General features: G+C 72.4%; 12 protein-coding genes. 7 read left to right on the forward strand and 5 right to left on the reverse strand.

Annotation, left to right across the window (positions count from 1 at the left end; all coding sequences use genetic code 11):
- Positions 1–79: 79 nt before the first annotated feature.
- Positions 80–1669 (forward strand): TIGR01906 family membrane protein, encoded by a 1590-nt coding sequence (locus tag QFZ50_RS02360; protein WP_307086599.1) that lies wholly within the window; start codon positions 80–82, stop codon positions 1667–1669.
- Positions 1670–1705: 36 nt separating this feature from the next.
- Here QFZ50_RS02360 and QFZ50_RS02365 read toward each other — a convergent pair whose 3' ends face one another.
- Complete coding sequence (locus QFZ50_RS02365; RefSeq protein ID WP_307086601.1) at positions 1706–3553, reverse strand: AMP-dependent synthetase/ligase; 1848 nt, start codon at positions 3551–3553, stop codon at positions 1706–1708.
- Positions 3554–3590: 37 nt separating this feature from the next.
- Positions 3591–5216: a dolichyl-phosphate-mannose--protein mannosyltransferase gene (locus QFZ50_RS02370; RefSeq protein ID WP_373462236.1), complete on the reverse strand. Its 1626-nt coding sequence runs from the start codon at positions 5214–5216 to the stop codon at positions 3591–3593.
- Between the two features lie 358 nt (positions 5217–5574).
- Here QFZ50_RS02370 and rsmI point away from each other — a divergent pair, with 358 nt between their 5' ends.
- Together rsmI and QFZ50_RS02380 are read left to right on the forward strand one after the other, a co-directional pair.
- Positions 5575–6396 (forward strand): 16S rRNA (cytidine(1402)-2'-O)-methyltransferase, encoded by an 822-nt coding sequence (rsmI, locus tag QFZ50_RS02375; protein WP_307086605.1) that lies wholly within the window; start codon positions 5575–5577, stop codon positions 6394–6396.
- Positions 6397–6632: 236 nt separating this feature from the next.
- Positions 6633–8114: an NAD-dependent succinate-semialdehyde dehydrogenase gene (locus QFZ50_RS02380; protein WP_307081548.1), complete on the forward strand. Its 1482-nt coding sequence runs from the start codon at positions 6633–6635 to the stop codon at positions 8112–8114.
- Between the two features lie 99 nt (positions 8115–8213).
- Here the strand turns inward: QFZ50_RS02380 and QFZ50_RS02385 are convergent, their stop codons facing one another.
- Genes QFZ50_RS02385 through QFZ50_RS02395 form a run of 3 tightly spaced genes read right to left on the reverse strand, consistent with a single transcriptional unit; the run spans position 8214 to position 13151 of the window.
- A complete protein-coding gene (locus QFZ50_RS02385) occupies positions 8214–10649 on the reverse strand; it encodes a transglutaminase family protein (RefSeq protein ID WP_307081551.1) in 2436 nt (811 codons plus the stop codon).
- Positions 10646–12151 (reverse strand): DUF58 domain-containing protein, encoded by a 1506-nt coding sequence (locus tag QFZ50_RS02390; protein ID WP_307081553.1) that lies wholly within the window; start codon positions 12149–12151, stop codon positions 10646–10648. Before QFZ50_RS02390 ends, QFZ50_RS02385 begins: the two co-directional genes overlap by 4 nt.
- A gap of 19 nt (positions 12152–12170) precedes the next feature.
- Complete coding sequence (locus QFZ50_RS02395) at positions 12171–13151, reverse strand: AAA family ATPase (RefSeq protein WP_307086607.1); 981 nt, start codon at positions 13149–13151, stop codon at positions 12171–12173.
- Positions 13152–13376: 225 nt separating this feature from the next.
- Here QFZ50_RS02395 and QFZ50_RS02400 point away from each other — a divergent pair, with 225 nt between their 5' ends.
- From QFZ50_RS02400 to QFZ50_RS02415, 4 genes are all read left to right on the forward strand, one after another.
- Positions 13377–14333, forward strand: a complete 957-nt coding sequence (locus QFZ50_RS02400) for a TatD family hydrolase (protein ID WP_307081555.1) — start codon at positions 13377–13379, stop codon at positions 14331–14333.
- 513 nt (positions 14334–14846) lie between these two features.
- Positions 14847–15752: a 16S rRNA (adenine(1518)-N(6)/adenine(1519)-N(6))-dimethyltransferase RsmA gene (gene rsmA, locus QFZ50_RS02405; RefSeq protein WP_307081557.1), complete on the forward strand. Its 906-nt coding sequence runs from the start codon at positions 14847–14849 to the stop codon at positions 15750–15752.
- Positions 15753–15786: 34 nt separating this feature from the next.
- Entirely contained in the window at positions 15787–16734 is a 948-nt protein-coding gene (locus QFZ50_RS02410; protein ID WP_307081560.1) for a 4-(cytidine 5'-diphospho)-2-C-methyl-D-erythritol kinase, read from the forward strand.
- Positions 16735–16780: 46 nt separating this feature from the next.
- The gene (locus tag QFZ50_RS02415; protein ID WP_307081562.1) at positions 16781–18601 is read left to right on the forward strand and encodes an ABC-F family ATP-binding cassette domain-containing protein; all 1821 of its coding nucleotides are present in this window, start codon (positions 16781–16783) and stop codon (positions 18599–18601) included.
- The last annotated feature ends 309 nt before the right edge of the window (positions 18602–18910 follow it).

The following is an 18910-nucleotide window of genomic DNA, read 5'->3' on the forward strand; positions in this document are numbered from 1 at the left end:
CAGCAATGCCCGGTAGTGTCGAATGACGTCGGCCGCAGCGCCGACGGGCACCGATCGAGGAGACAACGCAGTGGCAGAGATGGACAGCACCCGTTCGACCGCTTCCGGCGCTCGACGCCCGGAGGACGACCCGGCGGCCCCCGCCGAGGGCGGCATCGCGGGCCCGGACGGCGGCCCCGCTCCGGTCGTGGCCCAGCGCCACGACCTGCCACGCCGGAAGGCCGGCACGATGCCCGACCTGTCCCGCGTCGAGGAGGAACCGGGGGAGACCGGTGACGACCCGCGCACGACTGCCTCGTCCGGTACCCCGTCCGACGACACCTCGGACGGTTCGTCCGACGGCGCTCACGACGGCGCTCAGGACGGTTCGTCCGACGGCGCTCACGACGGCGCTCACGACGACGGTGGGACGGCGACGCAGATGATGCCCGTCGTAGCGGGCGCGACGTCCGCGACGGCGTCCTTTTCGAGCGACGAGACATCCTCGTCCGGTGCGACGTCGGTCGGCGCCTCCCGGATGGCATCCGACGGCGGTCCGCGGACCGACGACGCCGACGGCCCCGCTGACAGGCCGGTGGCGGACGCCGACGACCACTCGCTCGATGCCGGCGCCGACGGTCCCTACAGTGCCGACGCTCACGCCGTTGGCGGATCCACCGCGCGGACCGGCGCCCACGACACCGCCTCCCATGACGGCACGACCCTCGCCGCCGCGGCCCACACCGCCGTCGACAAGGACACCACCGAGACCGACAGTCACAGCGGCTCCGACGGCGATCACGGCACCCGCGACGTCGCCGAGGCCCACACCACCGCCGACACCGATTCCCATCAGGTCGTCGCCGCGGATCCCGCGTCCAACGACACGGCGTCGCCCTCCGCACGGCCCCTCGACAAGGACGCCGCCCGGCGCGCGGCCGTGCGGGACCAGGCCGTGGCCGCGAAGCCCGTCCTCGCGCGTTTCCTGCAGGTCGTCGTCGCGCTCTTCTTCCCGGTCGTCGTGGTCGCGGCGGCCGTCCGCGCCGTGGCGACATCGTCGTTCCTGTGGTTCGAGTACCACCGGCCCGGCTTCCCCGCCGACCAGTACGGCTTCTCCCTGGACGACCGTATGACCTACGGCTCCTACGCGCTCGACTACGTCGTGAACCTCGCACCCGCGCGATACCTGGGCGGGCTGGTGACGCCCTCGGGCGATCCGCTGTTCCTCGAGACCGAGGTGGGCCACATGGCCGACGTGAAGGGCGTGCTGGGCCTGTCCTTCTTCATCGCCCTGGTGCTCTTCGTCCTGTCCGTCCTCGCCTGCGTCTATCTCGCCCGGCGGTACAAGGGCGGCATTCGGCGGGCGTTGTTCGCCGGAGCGGTCCTGACGCTGGTGGGCATCGTGACCCTGACCGTGCTCGCGGTGCTGGCCTGGGAGACGTTCTTCACGCAGGTCCACGCCCTGTTCTTCAAGGAGGGGACCTGGACCTTCCGCGTGGACGACACGCTGATCCGGCTGTTCCCCGAGCAGTTCTGGACGGATTCGGCCATCACGATCGCCGTGCTCGTGCTCGGCGCCACCCTGCTCACGCTCGTCCTCGCGTGGCCGACGAAGGCGCGGCGGGAGCGCTCCATGCTGGCCCAGGAGGCGGCACAGACCCGGTACCGCGAGGCGCTCGACGCCTCGTAGCGGCAGCGGTACCGGGCCCCGTGGCGGGAGTGCCCGCTAGCGGCTCCTGGAGCGGTACAGCTCCGACAGTGCGTCCTCGTGGTCGGCGACGACGGCGGCCCGCTTCAGTTTCAGCGTCGGCGTCAGGTGCCCGGACTCCACGGTGAACTCGACGTCCAGCACCGTGAAGCGGCGGATCTGCTCGGCCTGTGAGACTGTCGCGTTTGCGGCGTCGACGGCGGTCTGCAGCTCGGCGAGGACGTCCGCGTCGTGCGCGGCGTCGTCGGGCGTCAGGCCCGGCTTCCCGTGCGCCGCCGCCCAGGGGCCGAGGGCCTCCCGGTCCAGGCTGATGAGGGCGCCGATGAAGGGCCTGCCCTCGCCCACCACGACGGCCTGCCCGACCAGCGCGTGCTCCCGGAGCTTCTCCTCGAGCGGGCCGGGCGCCACGTTCTTGCCGCCGGCGGTGACGAGCAGGTCCTTCCGGCGGCCCGTGATGGTCAGGAAGCCGTCCTCGTCGAGCGCGCCGAGGTCACCGGTCCGGAAGTAGCCGTCCTCGGTGAAGGCCGCGGCCGTCGCCTCGTCGTTGCGGTAGTACCCGGCGAAGATCGCCGCGCCCTTCACCTGGATCTCGCCCTCGTCGTCGAGCCTGACGCTCATGCCGGGCATCGGGATGCCCACGGATCCCACGCGCGTCAGCGGCACCGTGTTCACCGTGCAGGGCGCGGTGCTCTCGGTCAGGCCGTAGCCCTCCTGGATGAGGATGCCCGCGCCCCGGAAGAAGTGTGCGAGGTGCTCGCTGAGCGGGCTGGCGCCGGACACCGTGTAGGTGACCTCGCCGCCGAAGACGCCCCGCAGCCGGGGATAGACGAGGCGGTCGAACAGGGCGTGCGACGCGCGCAGCACGGGGGAGGGGCCGCGCCCGCCCCGCCCGCGGGCATCGACGGCCCGCGAGTAGGCGACGGCGGTCCGCTCGGCCGCCGCGAACAGGCGACCCTTGCCGGATTCCGCGGCGCGCTGAGCCGCCGACGCGTGGATCTTCTCGAAGATGCGGGGGACGGCGAGCAGGAACGTCGGCCGGAACGTCGTCAGGTCCTCGAGCAGCTGCGCCGCCGAACCGGAGTGGGCGAGCTGAATGCCGCCGGTGAAGCACACCACCTGCACGGCGCGTGCCAGCACGTGGGCGAGGGGGAGGAACATGAGCGTGCGGGCGTTCTCCTGCTTCAGGAACTCGGGCAGGAACTCCAGGGTGTTGACCGCGAACAGGGCGAAGTTGCCGTGCGTGATGACGCAGCCCTTCGGCCGGCCCGTGGTGCCCGAGGTGTAGACGATGGACGCCGGATCCGCGAGGGTGCGCGAGCTCCGGGCCGCCTCGAGCGTCGCATCGGAGACGCCGGACCCGCCCTCGGTGAGGTCCGCGAGCGTCACCCTCTCCGCGTCGTCGGGCGCGCCGTCGGTCAGATGGACCACGGTGGTGGCGTCCGTGCGGCCGGCCCGCCCGGCGGCGTCGCGCACGATGCCGGCCTTGCCGTCGTCCTCCACGAGCACGACGGCGGGCTGCGCGTCCTCGAGGATCCACGCCACCTGGTGTGCGGAGGACGTCTCGTAGATGGGCACGGTGACGGCTCCGGCGAACCAGATCGCGACGTCGGCGAGCGTCCACTCGTAGCGTGTCTTCGACATCACGGCGACGGCGTCGCCGGGCTGCACGCCGCGCGCCATCAGGCCCTTCGCCACGGCGGTCACCTGCTGCAGGAACTCCGCCGCCGAGACGTCGCGCCACTGCCCCTCGGACCGCCGCGCGTACAGGGCACGCCCGGGATCGGCGTCATGGGTCCGCAGGAGGAGGTCCGTGGTGTTACCGGCGGCCGGGAGGTCGACCAGGAGTTCGGTGATGGCTTCGCGCACCATTGCTCGCTTTCGTTCCAGTGGGTGGGGTCCGCGCCTAGATCCAGCTCCGCAGCCACATGCGCATGCGCCACTGGTCGTACGGGATGACCTCTGCCGTCCAGATCGGCAGGAAGTAGGCGGACAGTGCCACCGCGGCGGCCAGGAAGACCCCCACCAGCACGATACCCCGCCGCCGGCGGGCCGCGTCCGCACCCGGTCCGCCCAGCACGAGGCCGAGGCAGTACACGAGGGACAGCACGAGGAACGGTTCGAAGGACACGGCGTAGAAGTAGAAGGTGGTGCGCTCCGGGTACAGGAACCACGGCAGGTAGCCCGCGGCGACGCCGGTCAGGATGGCCGCGGCACGCCAGTCGCGGCGGCCGATCCAGAAGAACAGCAGGACGAGCAGGGACAGTGCGGCACTCCACCAGATGAGCGGGTTCCCGAGCACCGTCACGGCCTGCGAGCAGGCGTCGGCGCCGCAGCCGGTCGGCTTCTCGTAGAAGAACGACGTCGGCCGTCCCACGAAGAGCCACGTCCAGGGGCTCGCCTCGTACGGGTGGTCCGAGCCGAGGCCCTGGTGGAAGGCGAAGGCGCTCCGGTGATATTCGGCGAGCGAGCGCAGGCCCTCCGGCAGCCAGCCCCACTGCTCCGACGGATGGCCCTCCGCCCAGGTACGGTCGTAGGCGTCCGCCGAGAGGAACCAGCCCGTCCAGGTGCCCAGGTAGGTCAGCAGCGCCACCGGCACGATACAGGCGAAGGCGAGCGGCCCGTCCTTGAGGACACCCCCACGGACCCAGTGGTGGACGCCCGCGATACGACGGGCGCTGAGGTCCCACGCGACGGTGAGGAGGCCGAAGGCGGCGATGAACGGGAGGGCGGACCACTTGGTGCCGAGCGCGAGGCCGAGGCATACGCCGGCCACGAGGCGCCAGGCCCGGAACCCGAGGAACGGCCCGTAGGCCAGGAGCGCAGGGGGTGGGAGGCCGTCGTCGCCCGCTCTGGCGGAGAGCCGCCGGGCGAGGCGGCGCCTGCCGTCGTCGCGGTCCAGGAGCAGGGCCGCGAACGCGGCGAGCAGCCAGAAGCTGAGGAAGATGTCCAGCAGCGACGTCCGCGACTCCACGAGGTGGTGGCCGTCGACGGCGAGCAGGAGCCCCGCGGCGGCCCCGAGCAGCGCCGAGCCGAACATGCGCTGGGCGACGAGCGCGAGGAGCAGGACCGAGAGTGTGCCGATCGCGGCGGCCGAGAACCGCCAGCCGAAGGCGTTGTCGGAGCCGAACAGGAGCATGCCGAAGCCGATCATCCACTTGCCGACCGGCGGGTGCACCACGTAGTCGGGGGCGTCGAGGAGGACGTCGGGGTTGCCCGCGTTGAAGGAGTCGTTGGCGTTCTCGGGCCATTCGCGCTCGTAGCCCGACTGCAGCATCGAGTAGGCGTCCTTGACGTAGTACGTCTCGTCGAACACGAGCGAGCCGGGCTCGCCGAGCCGCACGAAGCGCAGGATCCCGCCGAGCACCGCCATGACGAGCGGCAGGACCCAGCGGAGCGCTCCTCCGGGAGCGGCGGCACCGAGGAGGCGGGCGGTGAGGTCGGCGTGCGTGTAGGCGCGGAGCGGGGCGACGATCCAGGAGCCGCCCGGCTGGGGACTGTCCGGTCGGGGCTGGACGGCGGTGTGGCTCACCCTGACATGCTACCGGCGGTCCCCGTGCCGGCCTCGCAGAACGCCCCGCCCGTGGCCTACGGACCGCGGGAGCCCCGGCGGTTAGGCTGGTCCGGTGAACCAGCCACGCAACGCCGCGACCCCGGCCATGAGCAGCGAGATGCCCGGGGAGGGCACGGACGAGCACCGAGAGGCGTTCGCCCTGCACGACGGGCCCGAGAATGCGCCCGACGACGGGCCGGAGGACACCGAGGGGTTCCCCGGCGGCCTGGACGGCGACTCGGTGGACGGCGACTCCGCTGATGGCGATTCCAGCGACGCCCGTGTCCCCGGAACGGCCTACCGCGGGACTGCGGGTGACGGCAGCGGCCGCGGGAGGATCGTCCTCGCGGCGACGCCGATCGGCAACATGGGCGACGCCACCGAGCGGCTGATCGGCCTGCTCCGGACCGCCGACGTCGTCGCGGCCGAGGACACGCGCCGCCTGCACCGGCTCGTGCAGGCGCTCGGCGTGACGGTGGCCGGCCGCGTGATCAGCTACCACGAACACAACGAGACCGAGCGGACGCCCGAGCTCCTCGACCTGGTCCGCGAGGGCGCCACCCTGCTCATGGTCACGGACGCCGGCATGCCCTCCGTCTCCGATCCCGGCTACCGCCTGGTGGAGGCAGCTGTCGCCGAGGGCATCGACCTGACGGCGGTCCCGGGCGCCTCCGCCGTCCTCGCCGCCCTCGCGCTGTCCGGCCTTCCCACCGACCGGTTCTGCTTCGAGGGGTTCCTGCCGCGGAAGCCCGGCCTGCGGACCGCACGCCTGGTGGATCTCGCCGCGGAGCGCCGCACGATGGTGTTCTTCGAGGCACCCCACCGCCTCGAACCGATGCTGCGCTCGCTGCAGCAGACCTTCGGGTCCGGTCGGCCCGCCGCCGTGGCACGGGAACTCACCAAGGTGCACGAGCAGGTCATCCGCGGCACCCTCCTCGAGCTCCTGCAGTGGGCCCAGGCCGTCGAGGTGCGCGGTGAGATCGCCGTCGTCGTCGCCGGCGCCCCGGAGGCGCCGCCGTCCCGCCCGGAGGACCACGTGGCGGACGTCAACGCCCTGATCTCGGGCGGGATGCGGCTCAAGGACGCCGTCGCGGCCGTCGCGGCGGAGGGCCGGGTCAGCAAGCGGGAGCTGTACGCAGCGGTCATCGCCGCACGCTGAGTGTGCACGCTGGGTGTGCACCCGGGACCCGTGCCGGGTGCACCCGAACGCGTCGCGACCGGCTTGTGCACTTGTCCAACGCGCAAGCACCCTCGGGGTGCAACCTTCACTGGACACCCCTTCGCCGCCCGGTCTAGCGTGAGCAGGATGCCCCCGCCAGGGGTGCCCGGCATCCCGTAGCGGATCCGGGACCGAACCAGCAACGAACCCGCAGTATCTTCGCGAAGGAGCTCAGTATGGCTGTCACCGCCGACCAGGAGAAGGCAGTACTCGACAAGGTGCCCACCGGGCTCTTCATCGGCGGGCAGTGGCGGGCGTCGTCGTCCGGTGCCACGTTCGACGTCGAGGACCCGGCGACCGGCCGCACCCTCCGCACGCTCGCCAACGCCACTCCCGAGGACGGCATGGCCGCACTGGACGCGGCGGTCGCGGCGCAGGCCGAGTGGGCGCGGACCGCTCCGCGGGAGCGGGGCGAGATCCTGCGGAGGGCCTTCGACATGGTCACCGCCCGCGCCGACGAGTTCGCACTGCTCATGACGCTCGAGATGGGCAAGCCGCTGGCCGAGGCGCGCGGCGAGGTCGCCTACGGCGCCGAATTCCTGCGGTGGTTCTCCGAGGAGTCCGTCCGGACCTCCGGCCGCTACTCCACGTCCCCCGACGGGAAGTCCCGGCTGCTGGTGAGCAAGAAGCCCGTGGGGCCGTGCCTGCTCATCACGCCGTGGAACTTCCCCCTGGCCATGGCCACCCGGAAGATCGCCCCCGCGATCGCCGCGGGCTGCACGATGGTCCTCAAGCCCGCGAACCTCACCCCGCTGACCTCCTCGCTCTTCGCGACCGTCCTGCAGGAGGCAGGCCTCCCGGACGGCGTCCTCAACATCGTCAACACGACGACGGCCGGCGACGTCACGGGACCGCTCATCGAGGACCCTCGTCTTCGCAAGCTCTCCTTCACGGGCTCCACACCGGTGGGCCGCAACCTCCTGGCCGCGGCGTCGAAGAACGTGCTGAGGACCTCCATGGAGCTCGGCGGCAACGCCCCGTTCCTCGTCTTCGAGGACGCCGACCTCGACGCGGCGGTGAACGGCGCGATGCTCGCCAAGCTCCGGAACATGGGCGAGGCCTGCACCGCGGCCAACCGCTTCATCGTCCACGAGTCCGTGGCGGACCGCTTCGCCGCGGCGTTCGCCGAGCGCATGGAGGGCATGACCACCGCACGCGGCACGGAGGAGGACTCCACGCTCGGCCCCCTGATCGACCGCAAGAGCCGCGACAAGGTGCACGAACTGGTCAGCGCAGCGGTCGGGGACGGCGCACAGGCCGTCACCGGAGGATCGCCCGTGACCGGCGACGGCTACTTCTACCAGGCCACGGTCCTCACCAACGTGCCACGGTCCTCGCGGATCCTGCAGGAGGAGATCTTCGGCCCGGTGGCCCCGATCATCACCTTCAGCACCGAGGACGAGGCCGTGGAGCTCGCCAACGACACCGAGTACGGGCTCGTGGCGTACGTCTTCACGCGCGACCTCAACCGGGGGCTGCGCATCGGGGAACGCCTCGACACCGGCATGCTGGGCCTCAATGCGGGCGTCGTGTCCAACGCGGCCGCACCGTTCGGCGGCGTCAAGCAGTCCGGTCTCGGCCGTGAGGGCGGCGCCGAGGGGATCGAGGAGTACCTCTACACGCAGTACGTCGGCATCGCCGACCCCTACGCCTCCTAGGGAGGCGGACCGGCGCCCCGGAAGGGGCGTCCCTGCGGACGGAAGGCCGGCACCCGAGGGGGTGCCGGCCTTCCGTGCGTCTGCCGCCGGGGTGGCGCGTCAGCGGCGGGCGTCGCCCCTGAAGCGGCTGAGGAGGGACTGCGGGAACAGGCGCGCCCTGATCCTCCGGCGCCAGGAACTGCGCTGCCGGAGTGCCCGCGTGACGGTGTCGACGTCGTCCCAGCGCGGCACCGCCACGGGCCGCGTGAGCGTCGCCACCGGCAGGGCCGCCGGGCCGGCCGGGTGCTGCGTGGAGGCGGCAGCCGAGGGAACGGCGTGGTCGGCGTACTCCTCGTGCTCGTACGCGGACTGCAGCCGCCCGAGGGAGGTGGCGGGGTCACCGGTCAGCCCGGCATCCCGGGTGAGGCGGCCGGCGAAGGAACGGGGCGTGTCGGTGGCTTCGAGCCGGTAGCCGTAGTCGCCGGCGATCTCCGTCGTCTCGGCCCACGCGGCGGTCGCCGCCCCGGACCCGCCCGGTGACACCTCGCCGCCCGTGACGGCGCGACGCCGGGAACGGGTCCTTGACGTCCGGAGGATGAGCGGCAGGAGCGCCAGCAGCCCGACCCCGGCCAGGGCGAGCGCGCCGGCGACCGGCGTCGTCCCGTCCTGGGCGCCGCCGGCCTGGTCGTCGGCGGCCGATCCCGACGGCTCCGCCGCCGACCCCGTGCGGTCGCCCCTGTCGGTCAGGGCCCCGGGGTTCAGGACGTCGATGTCGTCCGCGCGCGGCCCCACCGGGCTGGAGGACTGCTGGGCGTACGTGGGGACGACGCCGCGCGAGGGTGTCGGTTCGAACTGGACCCACCCCACACCCTCGAAGTACAGCTCGGGCCAGGCGTGCGCGTTCCGGGAGTCGACGACGAACTCGCGCAGCTCGATCCCGCCCGGGCCCTGCGAGGTGCCACCCGTGGGGCTGCCCGGCGTGTAGCCGATGGCGACGCGGCTGGGGATGCCGGCGGCCCGGGCCATGACGGCCATGGTGCCGGCGTAATGGACGCAGTAGCCGGACTTCGACTCGAGGAACCGTGCCATGACGTCCATGCCGCTGCCGTCGTACCCGCCGTCCACCGGTGCCTCCACCGAGTAGGAGAAGTCGGGGCCACGGAGGAAGCTCTGGATGGCGAGGGCCTTGTCGTAGGGGTTCACGTACTCGTCCGTGACCTCGCTGGTGGTGGTGCGGACCACCTCGGGCGTGTCGTCCGGCAGCTGCGTGAAGACCTCCGGCACGTCGTCGTAGTCGGACGGCCCGATGGCCCCGAGCCCTTCACGCGTGAGGTCCGCGGAGATGCTCTGTACGAGGTACTCCTGGCGTGCCGTCGACCCGCCGTCGGTGGCGAGGACGGACAGGTTCGCGGGGTCCCAGGCCCAGTCGCCGTTGAGGTTCGTGATGCCCACCGGCGCGTAGGGGGAGAGCAGCCAGGGGCTGGCGTAGCTCTGCGTGGTGACGCGGGTGAACACCGTGGAGCCGGGCGGTGGGGTGCGCGGGGCGCCGGCCTCGGCGCCGATCTCGACGACGCCGTCCTGGCGGTCGTCGAGCCTCTGGTCGGGTTCCCAGCGCCGGCCGCTGAAGTCCTCGAGGGTGACCGCGCGCAAATACAGGGGGGTGTCCGAGTTGGTGGAGTACGCGATCCGGCCGAATCCCGTGGGATTGCGCAGGTCGTTGCCGAGCGTCACCGCCGGGTTCAGGCCGGTCGCGTTGCCCCACACGTTGAGCCGCGCGCCCTGGGGGAAGGCGCCCGAGTTGAAGCCGGGGACGAACATCGGCAGGACGACCGCCACGGCCAGGGCCGCCGAGCCGATGATGGCGCTGCGCGCGGCGAACCCCGACGACGCCCTCGCCCCGCCGGAGGCGAGGCGGTTCTCGCGCCACTGCGCGGCGGCCAGGAGCAGCAGGAACGCGAGGGCCGTGGCGATGAACGCGGCCATCCCGACGCCGTTGGGTTTCACGATGGCCGGGGTGATCAGGATGGTGAAGAGCCCGAGGCCGCTCGCCGCGGGCATGCGCATGGTCGTGGAGAGGATGTCCACGATGATGGCCACGAGCCCCAGCGCGGCGCACATGATCAGGATGATGCCCGCGCCCGGCAATACGGGAGCCACCTGCGAGACGACGGTCTCCTCGGCCTGGGCGAGGAGGCGCCGGAGCTCGAGCGAGGTGCCGGGCCCCGGGACGACGCCGAGGATGCTCTGCCGGGGGACGAACTGCGCGGTGAGCGCCCCGATGAGGGCGAGGACACCCACGAGGGCCGTGAGGACCCCGTTCAACCGCAGTGCCCGGGTCAGCGCCATGGCCAGCAGCACCGGCAGGAGCGTGCCGAGGACGGGCATCAGCCAGGTCCAGGGCTCGACGACGCCGTTGAGCCCGCTGGCCGCCGCGAGGACGGCGAGGAGGGACGCACAGGTGACGGACCAGTGCCAGGGGTCGGCCGCGGGTGCGCGCCGGGCCGCCGGGGGTCCGGCAGCCGGCGCGGAGGCGGGGCGGGAGAGTGTCGTGGTCATGCCGGTCCTGGGGTGTGTCGTGAGCCGCGGACGGGCCCGGGGGAGGATGCCTGGGGAACGGCGGGGGCCGCCGGGCCGGTCGCGTTCCCGAGACCGGCCCAGATGGTGGGCAGGTGCGCTGCGGGCGAGACAGCGGTCGCGTGCCAGCCGGCGTCGCGCAGGATGCCGAGCTGCCGCTGCGCATCGCCGGGCCGTTCGGTGATGATCAGGGCGTAGGAGGCCGACCCGTAGTCGGCGGCGGACGCCAGGGCCCGTGCCTCCTCGCCGTTGATGGTCCCGAGGACGGCGATCAGCGGGCCGCGGTGCCGCGTGCCGGCCAGCTTGTCCAGCAGGTCGTCCCCGAACGCGGCGTGGTGCGTGTGCTGGGTGGTGTCCGTGGTGGCGCGGCGGAGGCGCTGGGCGGCGCCGCGCACCGCGTCCCCCGTCCGCGACGTCGTGCCGGTGCCTTCGTCGGCGTGCCGGCGCCCGCCCTCGGGGCCGAGCTCGAGGGCCGCCAGACCCTCGGCGATACCGGCGACGGCGCCCTGGCCGTGGTGCTCCTCGTCGGTCGGGAACGGTGCGGACGGGGAGTGCAGCAGCGCCGGGGCGCCGTGGTGGTCGAGGAACCGCAGGGCGTAGTTGCGCTCCAGCAGGTGCGCGCTGACCGACATCGCCGCGGTGACCGCCCACTCGAACGTGGGGGAGGTGGAGAGCCCGTTGCCGGCGGCCCCGTCGCCGCTGAACGCCGCCGTGAAACCGCCGCTGAAGCTCGCGTGCCGCTGGTCCATCAGGAGGGTGGCCTGCGGCGTGGTCACGGACTCCTCCTGGCGCACCATGAGCTCGCTGTGCCGGGCCGTGGCCGCCCAGTGGACGCGCCGCATCGAATCGCCGTGCCGGTACTCGCGCGTCATGACGTCGTCGTCGCTCGGGTTGGCCTGCCGCTGCGTGGCGGCCAGGCCGTCGTTGCCCCGCGAGCCCGAGAGGGTGGAGGCCATCAGTTCGAGCGGCGCGGGCGTGACGACGAGCCCGTCCGCCCCGCCGAGCACGTGCCGCGACTTCGCCAGGCCGAACGGGTCTGTGAACTCCGCGGTGACCGGGCCGATGAAGTAGACGCCGCGGGAGGAGGACCGGAGCCGGTACTCGTAGAGGGACTTGCCGTCCGGTGTCGGGTTGCGCGACGGGTAGGTGAACTGCGGCGGCTGCCCGAAGCGCGCGGGCAGCTGTTCCTCCATGGAGATGCTGGCCCCGCCCGCCACGGAGGCCGTGAGCGAGAGCGTGACGGTCGTCGTCGAGCCGATCTCCATGGACTGCGGCTGGAACCGGCGGGCCACCGTGAAGCGGGGCTTGACGATCCTCAGGACGACGATCGAGGCCACCGGCAGGGCGGCGAGCAGGATCCCCACGTACAGCAGGTCCCGGCGGCCGAGGACCTGCGCGGACAGGACCGCGACGACGGCGGTGAGGACGAAGCCCCACCCGCGTACCGTCAGGACGCGCGAGGGGAGCCTGTCGAGGAGGGCCATCAGGTGCCCGCCCGGGCCGTCATCGCCGCTGGGCCGCGCGGGCCACCGGGACCCGCGAGAGGATGTCCTGCACGATGCTCGACGCCGTCTCGCCCGCACTCGTGGCCTTGCGGTCCAGCAGGAGGCGGTGCGCGAGCACGGCGTCGGCGATGGCGGCGATGTCGTCGGGCAGGACGAAGTCGCGGCCCTCGAGCGCGGCGCCGGCCTTGGCCGCCCGGAGGAGCTGCAGCAGGGACCGCGGGCTCGCGCCCAGGCGCAGCCGGGGGTGCTGGCGGGTGGCGTGACCCACGGCGACGGTGTACTCCTTGACGGCCGGCGAGACGTACACGCCCCGGACCTCGCGCATCATCGCGGCGATGTCCGAGACGCTCGCCACGGGGCGGATCCCCTCCAGCGGAGACACGGACTGGTGCGTCTCGAGCATGTCCACCTCGGCGCGGGCGTCCGGGTAGCCCATGGAGATCCGGGCCATGAAGCGGTCGCGCTGGGCTTCGGGGAGGGGATAGGTGCCCTCCATCTCGATGGGGTTCTGCGTGGCCACCACCATGAAGGGTTCGCCGAGCATGTGGGTGGTGCCGTCCACGGTGACCTGGTGCTCCTCCATGCATTCGAGGAGGGAGGACTGCGTCTTGGCCGAGGCCCGGTTGATCTCGTCGCCGATGACGATGTTCGCGAAGACCGGGCCGGGCCGGAACTCGAAGCGCCGGGTGTCCTGGCTGAAGATGGACACCCCGGTGACGTCCGAGGGCAGGAGGTCGGGGGTGAACTGGATGCGGTTCACGGTGCAGTCGATCGTCCGGGCCAGGGTCTTCGCGAGCAGGGTCTTGCCGATACCCGGGACGTCCTCCAGCAGCAGGTGGCCCTGGGCGAGCAGGACGGTGAGGGCGAGGCGTGCCGCCTCGGGCTTGCCGTCGATCACCGTGTTGATGGAGTCGAGGATCCGGGTGCTGATGTCGTGGAAGCCGACGCCGGGGACGTCCGGGTCCGTTGGTGCCGCCATTCGCAGTTCCGCTGAGGCCTCGGCGATGTTGTGCTGGACGTCCATGGGTACCTTCCATGCGTGCGGCTGCGAGGCGGGCACCGGCCGGGCGGCCGGGCGAGCGGGACGCAGGGAACGGCCACGACCGTCCCGGCGCGGGGCAGGGCAGGCCTGGCTGATTCAACAGATTACTAGGTGAACTAGATCCCTGACAGATAAGTTCCGGGCCGTCGATAGGCTTGTCCCATGTGTAACAGCGCAGCAACGGTCCGTCATCCCTACGCTGCCGGGGAGACCCCGCAGGCCTACCGCGAGCCGGAGGACACGGACCCTGCGGCGGGAACCGGCGACGACGCGGGTGCACGACGGCGGCGCAAGGGCGGGTACCCGCCCCTGCCGGAGCCGCTGCCCGTCCCCGTGATCGACAACCACACGCACTTCGACTTCCGGGAGGGCCCCGAGGTGTCCATCGGGGACGCCCTCGACGCGGCCGAGGCGGCCGGGGTGAGGGGCGCCGTCCAGGTGGGCACCGACCTGGCGTCGTCGCGCTTCACTGCGGACATCGTGCAGCAGGATGCCCGGCTCCTCGGCGCCGTGGCCCTCCACCCCAACGACGCCCCGCTGCTCGCGGACGCCGGGACGCTCGACGACGCCCTCGAGGAGATCGAACGACTCGCCGGCGGCGAGCGCATCCGGGCGCTCGGGGAGACGGGGCTCGACTACTTCCGCACGGGGGAGGGCGGCCGCGGAAGCCAGCTCACGTCGTTCCGGCGCCACATCGACATCGCCCGGCGGCTCGGCAAGGCGCTCCAGATCCACGACCGGGACGCGCACGACGACGTGGTGGCCACGCTCCTCGCCGACGGTGCTCCGGAACGCGTGGTGCTGCACTGCTTCTCGGGCGACGCCGGCCTCGCGCGGATCTGCAACGACCAGGGGTGGTACATGTCGTTCGCGGGGACCGTGACGTTCCGCAATGCGGACAACCTGCGGGAGGCGCTGCTCGTCGCCGACCCTGCCCTCGTGCTGACCGAGACGGACGCGCCGTTCCTCACCCCGCATCCCTACCGCGGGCGGCCCAATGCCGCCTACATGGTGCCGTACACCGTGCGCGCCATGGCGGGCATCCTGGAGACCGACCTCGATTCCCTGTGTGCCCGGCTGACCGCCAACACGGAGGCCGTGTACGGCACGTGGGCCTGACCGGACGGGCCTGGAGCGGGCCCGGGAAACGGTGCGGAGCAGGCCCGATGGGGGGTCCGCAGGAGGTCCGCAGCAGGCGTCGGAGTAGGCCCGGAGTAGGCCCGGATCCTGCCTGAAGTAGGCGCCGGATCGGGTGTCCCCGATCACACGTAGCGCCGCGGGCAGCTGCGAGTACCAGCCCCCCGGATTCGGGTAGGGGGCACTCGTGCCCCGGCCTGTGGTCCTCCGTACTGTTCTTCAAGGAGAGGCAGTGCCGGCAAGACATCGCGCCGAGGCCGGCCGCCCTCCCAGTACCGTCCTTCTCGTGAGACCGGAAGACGGCGGTACGACCGGCAGCTTCCTTTCCCAGCAGGGGAGCTGCCCCGATCGGGTCGGCGGCGCTGGAGGCTCTCCTGAGACCAGAGCCTCCCCGGGCGCCGCCGACTCCCGGTCCGAGTCCCGGCCCGCGTCCCAGGACCGCACCGGACGGGGAATCCCGCCTGACCGGCGCGGCGCGACCGATACCATGGCAGGGTGACTACGCCCCCCGCCGCCGGCACGCCCGCACCCCTCTTCGGCGCCGCCGACATCCGGCGCCTGGCAGCCGACGTCGACATCCGTCCCACCAAGACCCTCGGCCAGAACTTTGTGATCGACGGCAACACCATCCGCAGGATCGTCGCCGCCGCGAACCTCGGCCCGGACGAGACGGTCCTCGAGGTGGGCCCCGGTCTCGGGTCCCTCACCCTCGGCCTGCTCGACGCCGCCGAGCGCGTGGTTGCGGTCGAGATCGACCCGGTGCTCGCCGGGAAACTGCCCGCCACCGTCGCGCAGTGGCGGCCCGAGCGCGCAGCCTCCCTCGACGTCGTCCTGCAGGACGCCCTGCGCGTGACCGAACTGCCGCACCCGCCCACCGCGCTCGTGGCCAACCTGCCCTACAACGTCGCCGTCCCCGTGGTCCTCAACCTCCTCGAGCGCTTCCCCTCCCTGCGGCACGGCCTCGTCATGGTGCAGGACGAGGTGGCGGACCGCCTCGCCGCCCCTCCCGGGTCCAAGACCTACGGCGTCCCGTCCGTGAAGGCCGCCTGGTACTCGAGCATGACCAAGGCCGGGGTGGTGGGCATGAACGTGTTCTGGCCGGCCCCGAAGATCGCCTCCGGGCTGGTCCGCTTCACGCGGCGCGAACCCCCGGCCACGAGCGCCTCCCGCGAGCAGGTGTTCGCCGTCATCGACGCCGCGTTCGCCCAGCGCCGGAAGACCCTGCGGGCCGCGCTCGCGGGCTGGGCCGGCAGCCCCGTCCTGGCCGAGCAGGCCCTGCGGGACGCCGGCGTGGATCCCACCGCCCGCGGCGAGGTGCTCGACGTCGCGGCGTTCGCGCGCATCGCGGAAGCCCGCCGGGACGCAGCGGCTGCTCCCGCCGCGACCCGGCCGGTGGGCTAGGTTGGTGGGTATGGTCCCGGGCAGAACAGTCGACATGCGCGCCGGCACACGCTCCGTCCGCGTCCGGGCCCCCGGGAAGATCAACGTCTCCCTCAAGGTGGGCCCGCCGCGCGAGGACGGGTACCACGGGATCGCCAGCGTGTTCCTCGCCGTGTCCCTGTACGAGGAGGTCACGGCCACCGAGGCACCCGGCGACGCCATCACGGTGACGGTCAACGGCCAGGGCACCCTGAACCTCCCGCACGACTCCATCCCGCTGGATCGCACCAACCTCGCAGTCCGGGCCGCGGAACTCCTCGCGGAGGTCAGCCCCGGCCGCACGGGGGTGCACCTCGACATCACCAAGCGGGTGCCCATCTCCGGCGGCATGGGCGGGGGATCGGCCGACGCCGCGGCGGCCCTGCTGGCCTGCGACGCCCTGTGGGGCAGCGGCTTCTCCCGGGACGAGCTGGCCAAGATCGCCGTGGACCTCGGCGCCGACGTGCCCTTCGCCCTCGTCGGCGGCACCGCCGTCGGGCTCGGGGTGGGGGACCAGCTGACACCGGCCATCTCGAAGACGCCCCTGCACTGGGTCCTCGTCACCTCCGACTACGGGCTCTCCACGCCCGAGGTCTACCGCCGGCTCGACGAGATCCGCCTGCGCGACGGCGTGGAGCCGGACCCGCAGCCCCAGATCGACCCCGCCATCCTCGGGGCCATGCGTGCCGGCGACGCGCTGGGCCTGGCACCGCTGCTGCACAACGACCTGCAGCAGGCGTCGCTCGAACTCTCCCCGGGGCTGGGCGATATCCTTGAGACGGGTAAGGCCGCGGGCGCCCTGGCCGGGATCGTCTCCGGCTCCGGTCCCACGATCGCCTTCCTCACCCAGAGCTCGGGCCACGCGGCCGAACTCGAGTCCCTCCTCGGGACCGAGGGGCTGCAGGCGGCGTCCGTCCGCGGCCCGGCCCACGGGGCCCGCATCGCCGCCGGCTTCGACGGCTGACCCGGGCTCCCCGGTCACCACCGCTTCCAACGAAAGCAGCATCTCCTTGGCACACCTCCTCGGCGCGGAAAACCTCAGCGTCGCCTTCGTCACCCGCACCATCCTCGACAACGTGTCCCTCGGGCTCGAGGACGGCGACCGCATCGGCATGGTGGGCCGCAACGGTGACGGCAAGTCCACGCTCATGCGCCTGCTCGCGCAGCGCAGCACCCCCGATTCCGGCCGCGTCACGAAGCGGCGCGACGTCTCCGTCGGGTACCTCGACCAGTCGGACGTGCTCGACGGCGACCTTGAGGTGGGGCACGCCATCGTGGGCGACCAGGCGGACCACGAGTGGGCGTCCAACCCGAAGATCCGCGACGTCATGGGCGGGCTCGTCTCCGAGGTGGACTGGCACGCCAAGGTGAACTCGCTCTCGGGCGGCCAGAAGCGGCGCGTGGCCCTGGCCAAGCTCCTCATCGGCGACGACGACGTCATCATGCTCGACGAGCCCACCAACCACCTCGACGTCGAGGGCGTCGCCTGGCTGGCGCGGCACCTGCAGCAGCGCTGGCGTGCGAGCGAGGGCGGCCTGCTCGTGGTCACCCACGACCGCTGGTTCCTCGACGAGATCTGCAACCACACGTGGGAGGTCCACGACGCCATGGTGGAGGACTTCGACGGCGGGTACGCCGCCTACGTCCTCGCCCGCGCCGAACGCGACCGCATGGCGAGCGTCGTCGAGTCCAAGCGCGTGCAGCTCGTGAAGAAGGAGCTGGCCTGGCTGAGGCGCGGCGCCCCGGCCCGCACCGCGAAGCCGAAGTTCCGCATCGAGGCCGCGAACGAGCTCATCGCCGACGTCCCGGCGCCGCGCGACTCCCTCGCCCTCAGCAAGATGGCCATGTCGCGCCTCGGCAAGGACGTCCTCGACCTCGAGGACGTCAGCCTGACCATCGACGACGGCGAAGGCTCCGACCGGCGATTGTTCGACAGGATCACCCTCCGGCTCGCCCCCGGCCAGCGCCTCGGCATCGTGGGTGTCAACGGCTCGGGCAAGACCACCCTGCTGCGCCTGCTCAACGGGGAGCTGACGCCGAGCGCGGGCAAGGTCAAGAAGGGCAAGACCGTGCAGACCGCCGTGCTGTCCCAGGAGGTCCGCGAGCTCGACGACGTCTCGGACAGCCGGGTCATCGAGGTCATCGAGTCGGAGAAGCGCGTCTTCGCCGTCGGCGGCAAGGAGGTCTCGGCGAGTCAGCTCGTGGAGCAGCTCGGCTTCACCAACGAGAAGCAGTGGACGCGCGTCAGCGAACTCTCCGGCGGCGAGCGCCGCCGCCTCCAGCTGCTCCGCCTCCTCGTGGGGGAGCCGAACGTCCTGATGCTCGACGAGCCCACCAACGACCTCGACACCGATACGCTCTCGGCCATCGAGGACGTGCTGGACGGCTGGCCCGGCACCCTCGTGGTGGTCTCCCACGACCGCTACCTCCTCGAACGCGTGACCGACACCCAGATGGCGCTGCTCGGCGACGGCCGGCTGCGGGACCTTCCTGGCGGCGTGGACCAGTATCTCGAGCTGCGCAACGCGGCAGGACCGATGACGGCGACCGGGAACGCGGCGTCACCCGCCGTCAGCGGCGGCTCCTCGGGCGGCTCCTCGGAGGCCGAGCTGCGGCAGGCCCGCAAGGACCTCGCGCGCATCGAACGGCAGATCACCAAGGTGGACGCGCAGAAGGGCAAGGTCCAGGAGCAGATGAACGACGCCGGCGCCAGGGCCGACGCCGATTTCGAGCACATCGCGGGCCTCAACAGCCGCCTGCAGGAGCTGCAGGCGGAGATCGAGGACCTCGAGACACAGTGGATGGAAGCAGCGGAGGTCCTGGGGGAGTAAATTCCCCGTTGCCTCCCGTTTCCGCCGTCTGTCAAGCATGTTTCAGATCACAGACAGGTCCTTCACGAGTGCCCGGCATCGGGTTCCGGACCGGTCCCCGGAGGGGCCCGCGGAGCGGTGCCGGTACGGCGCCCCCGGCATCCGCTCCTGGGGCGTACGAGGGTCGTCCCGCGGCGCGCGGCCGCCACGAAACCGCAGGTCACAGCGCTGCCGATGACGCAGGGGCACGGCTCTGCCGACGACGGACACCGCTGCCGCACCACTGTGGAGGAGTGCCGTCGAGCGAGTACGTGCCCGTCTCCGCGCGCT

Source organism: Arthrobacter agilis, assembly GCF_030816075.1.
GTDB classification, from domain to species: Bacteria; Actinomycetota; Actinomycetes; order Actinomycetales; family Micrococcaceae; genus Arthrobacter_D; species Arthrobacter_D agilis_E.

Coding starts and splice junctions, on each gene's coding strand:
- QFZ50_RS02385 (WP_307081551.1), bottom strand. CDS start 10,649: ATGACCACGACACTCTCCCGCCCCGCCTCCGCGCCGGCTGCCGGACCC.
- QFZ50_RS02400 (WP_307081555.1), top strand. CDS start 13,377: ATGTGTAACAGCGCAGCAACGGTCCGTCATCCCTACGCTGCCGGGGAG.
- QFZ50_RS02395 (WP_307086607.1), bottom strand. CDS start 13,151: ATGGCGGCACCAACGGACCCGGACGTCCCCGGCGTCGGCTTCCACGAC.
- QFZ50_RS02410 (WP_307081560.1), top strand. CDS start 15,787: ATGCGCGCCGGCACACGCTCCGTCCGCGTCCGGGCCCCCGGGAAGATC.
- QFZ50_RS02360 (WP_307086599.1), top strand. CDS start 80: ATGGACAGCACCCGTTCGACCGCTTCCGGCGCTCGACGCCCGGAGGAC.
- QFZ50_RS02390 (WP_307081553.1), bottom strand. CDS start 12,151: ATGGCCCTCCTCGACAGGCTCCCCTCGCGCGTCCTGACGGTACGCGGG.
- QFZ50_RS02380 (WP_307081548.1), top strand. CDS start 6,633: ATGGCTGTCACCGCCGACCAGGAGAAGGCAGTACTCGACAAGGTGCCC.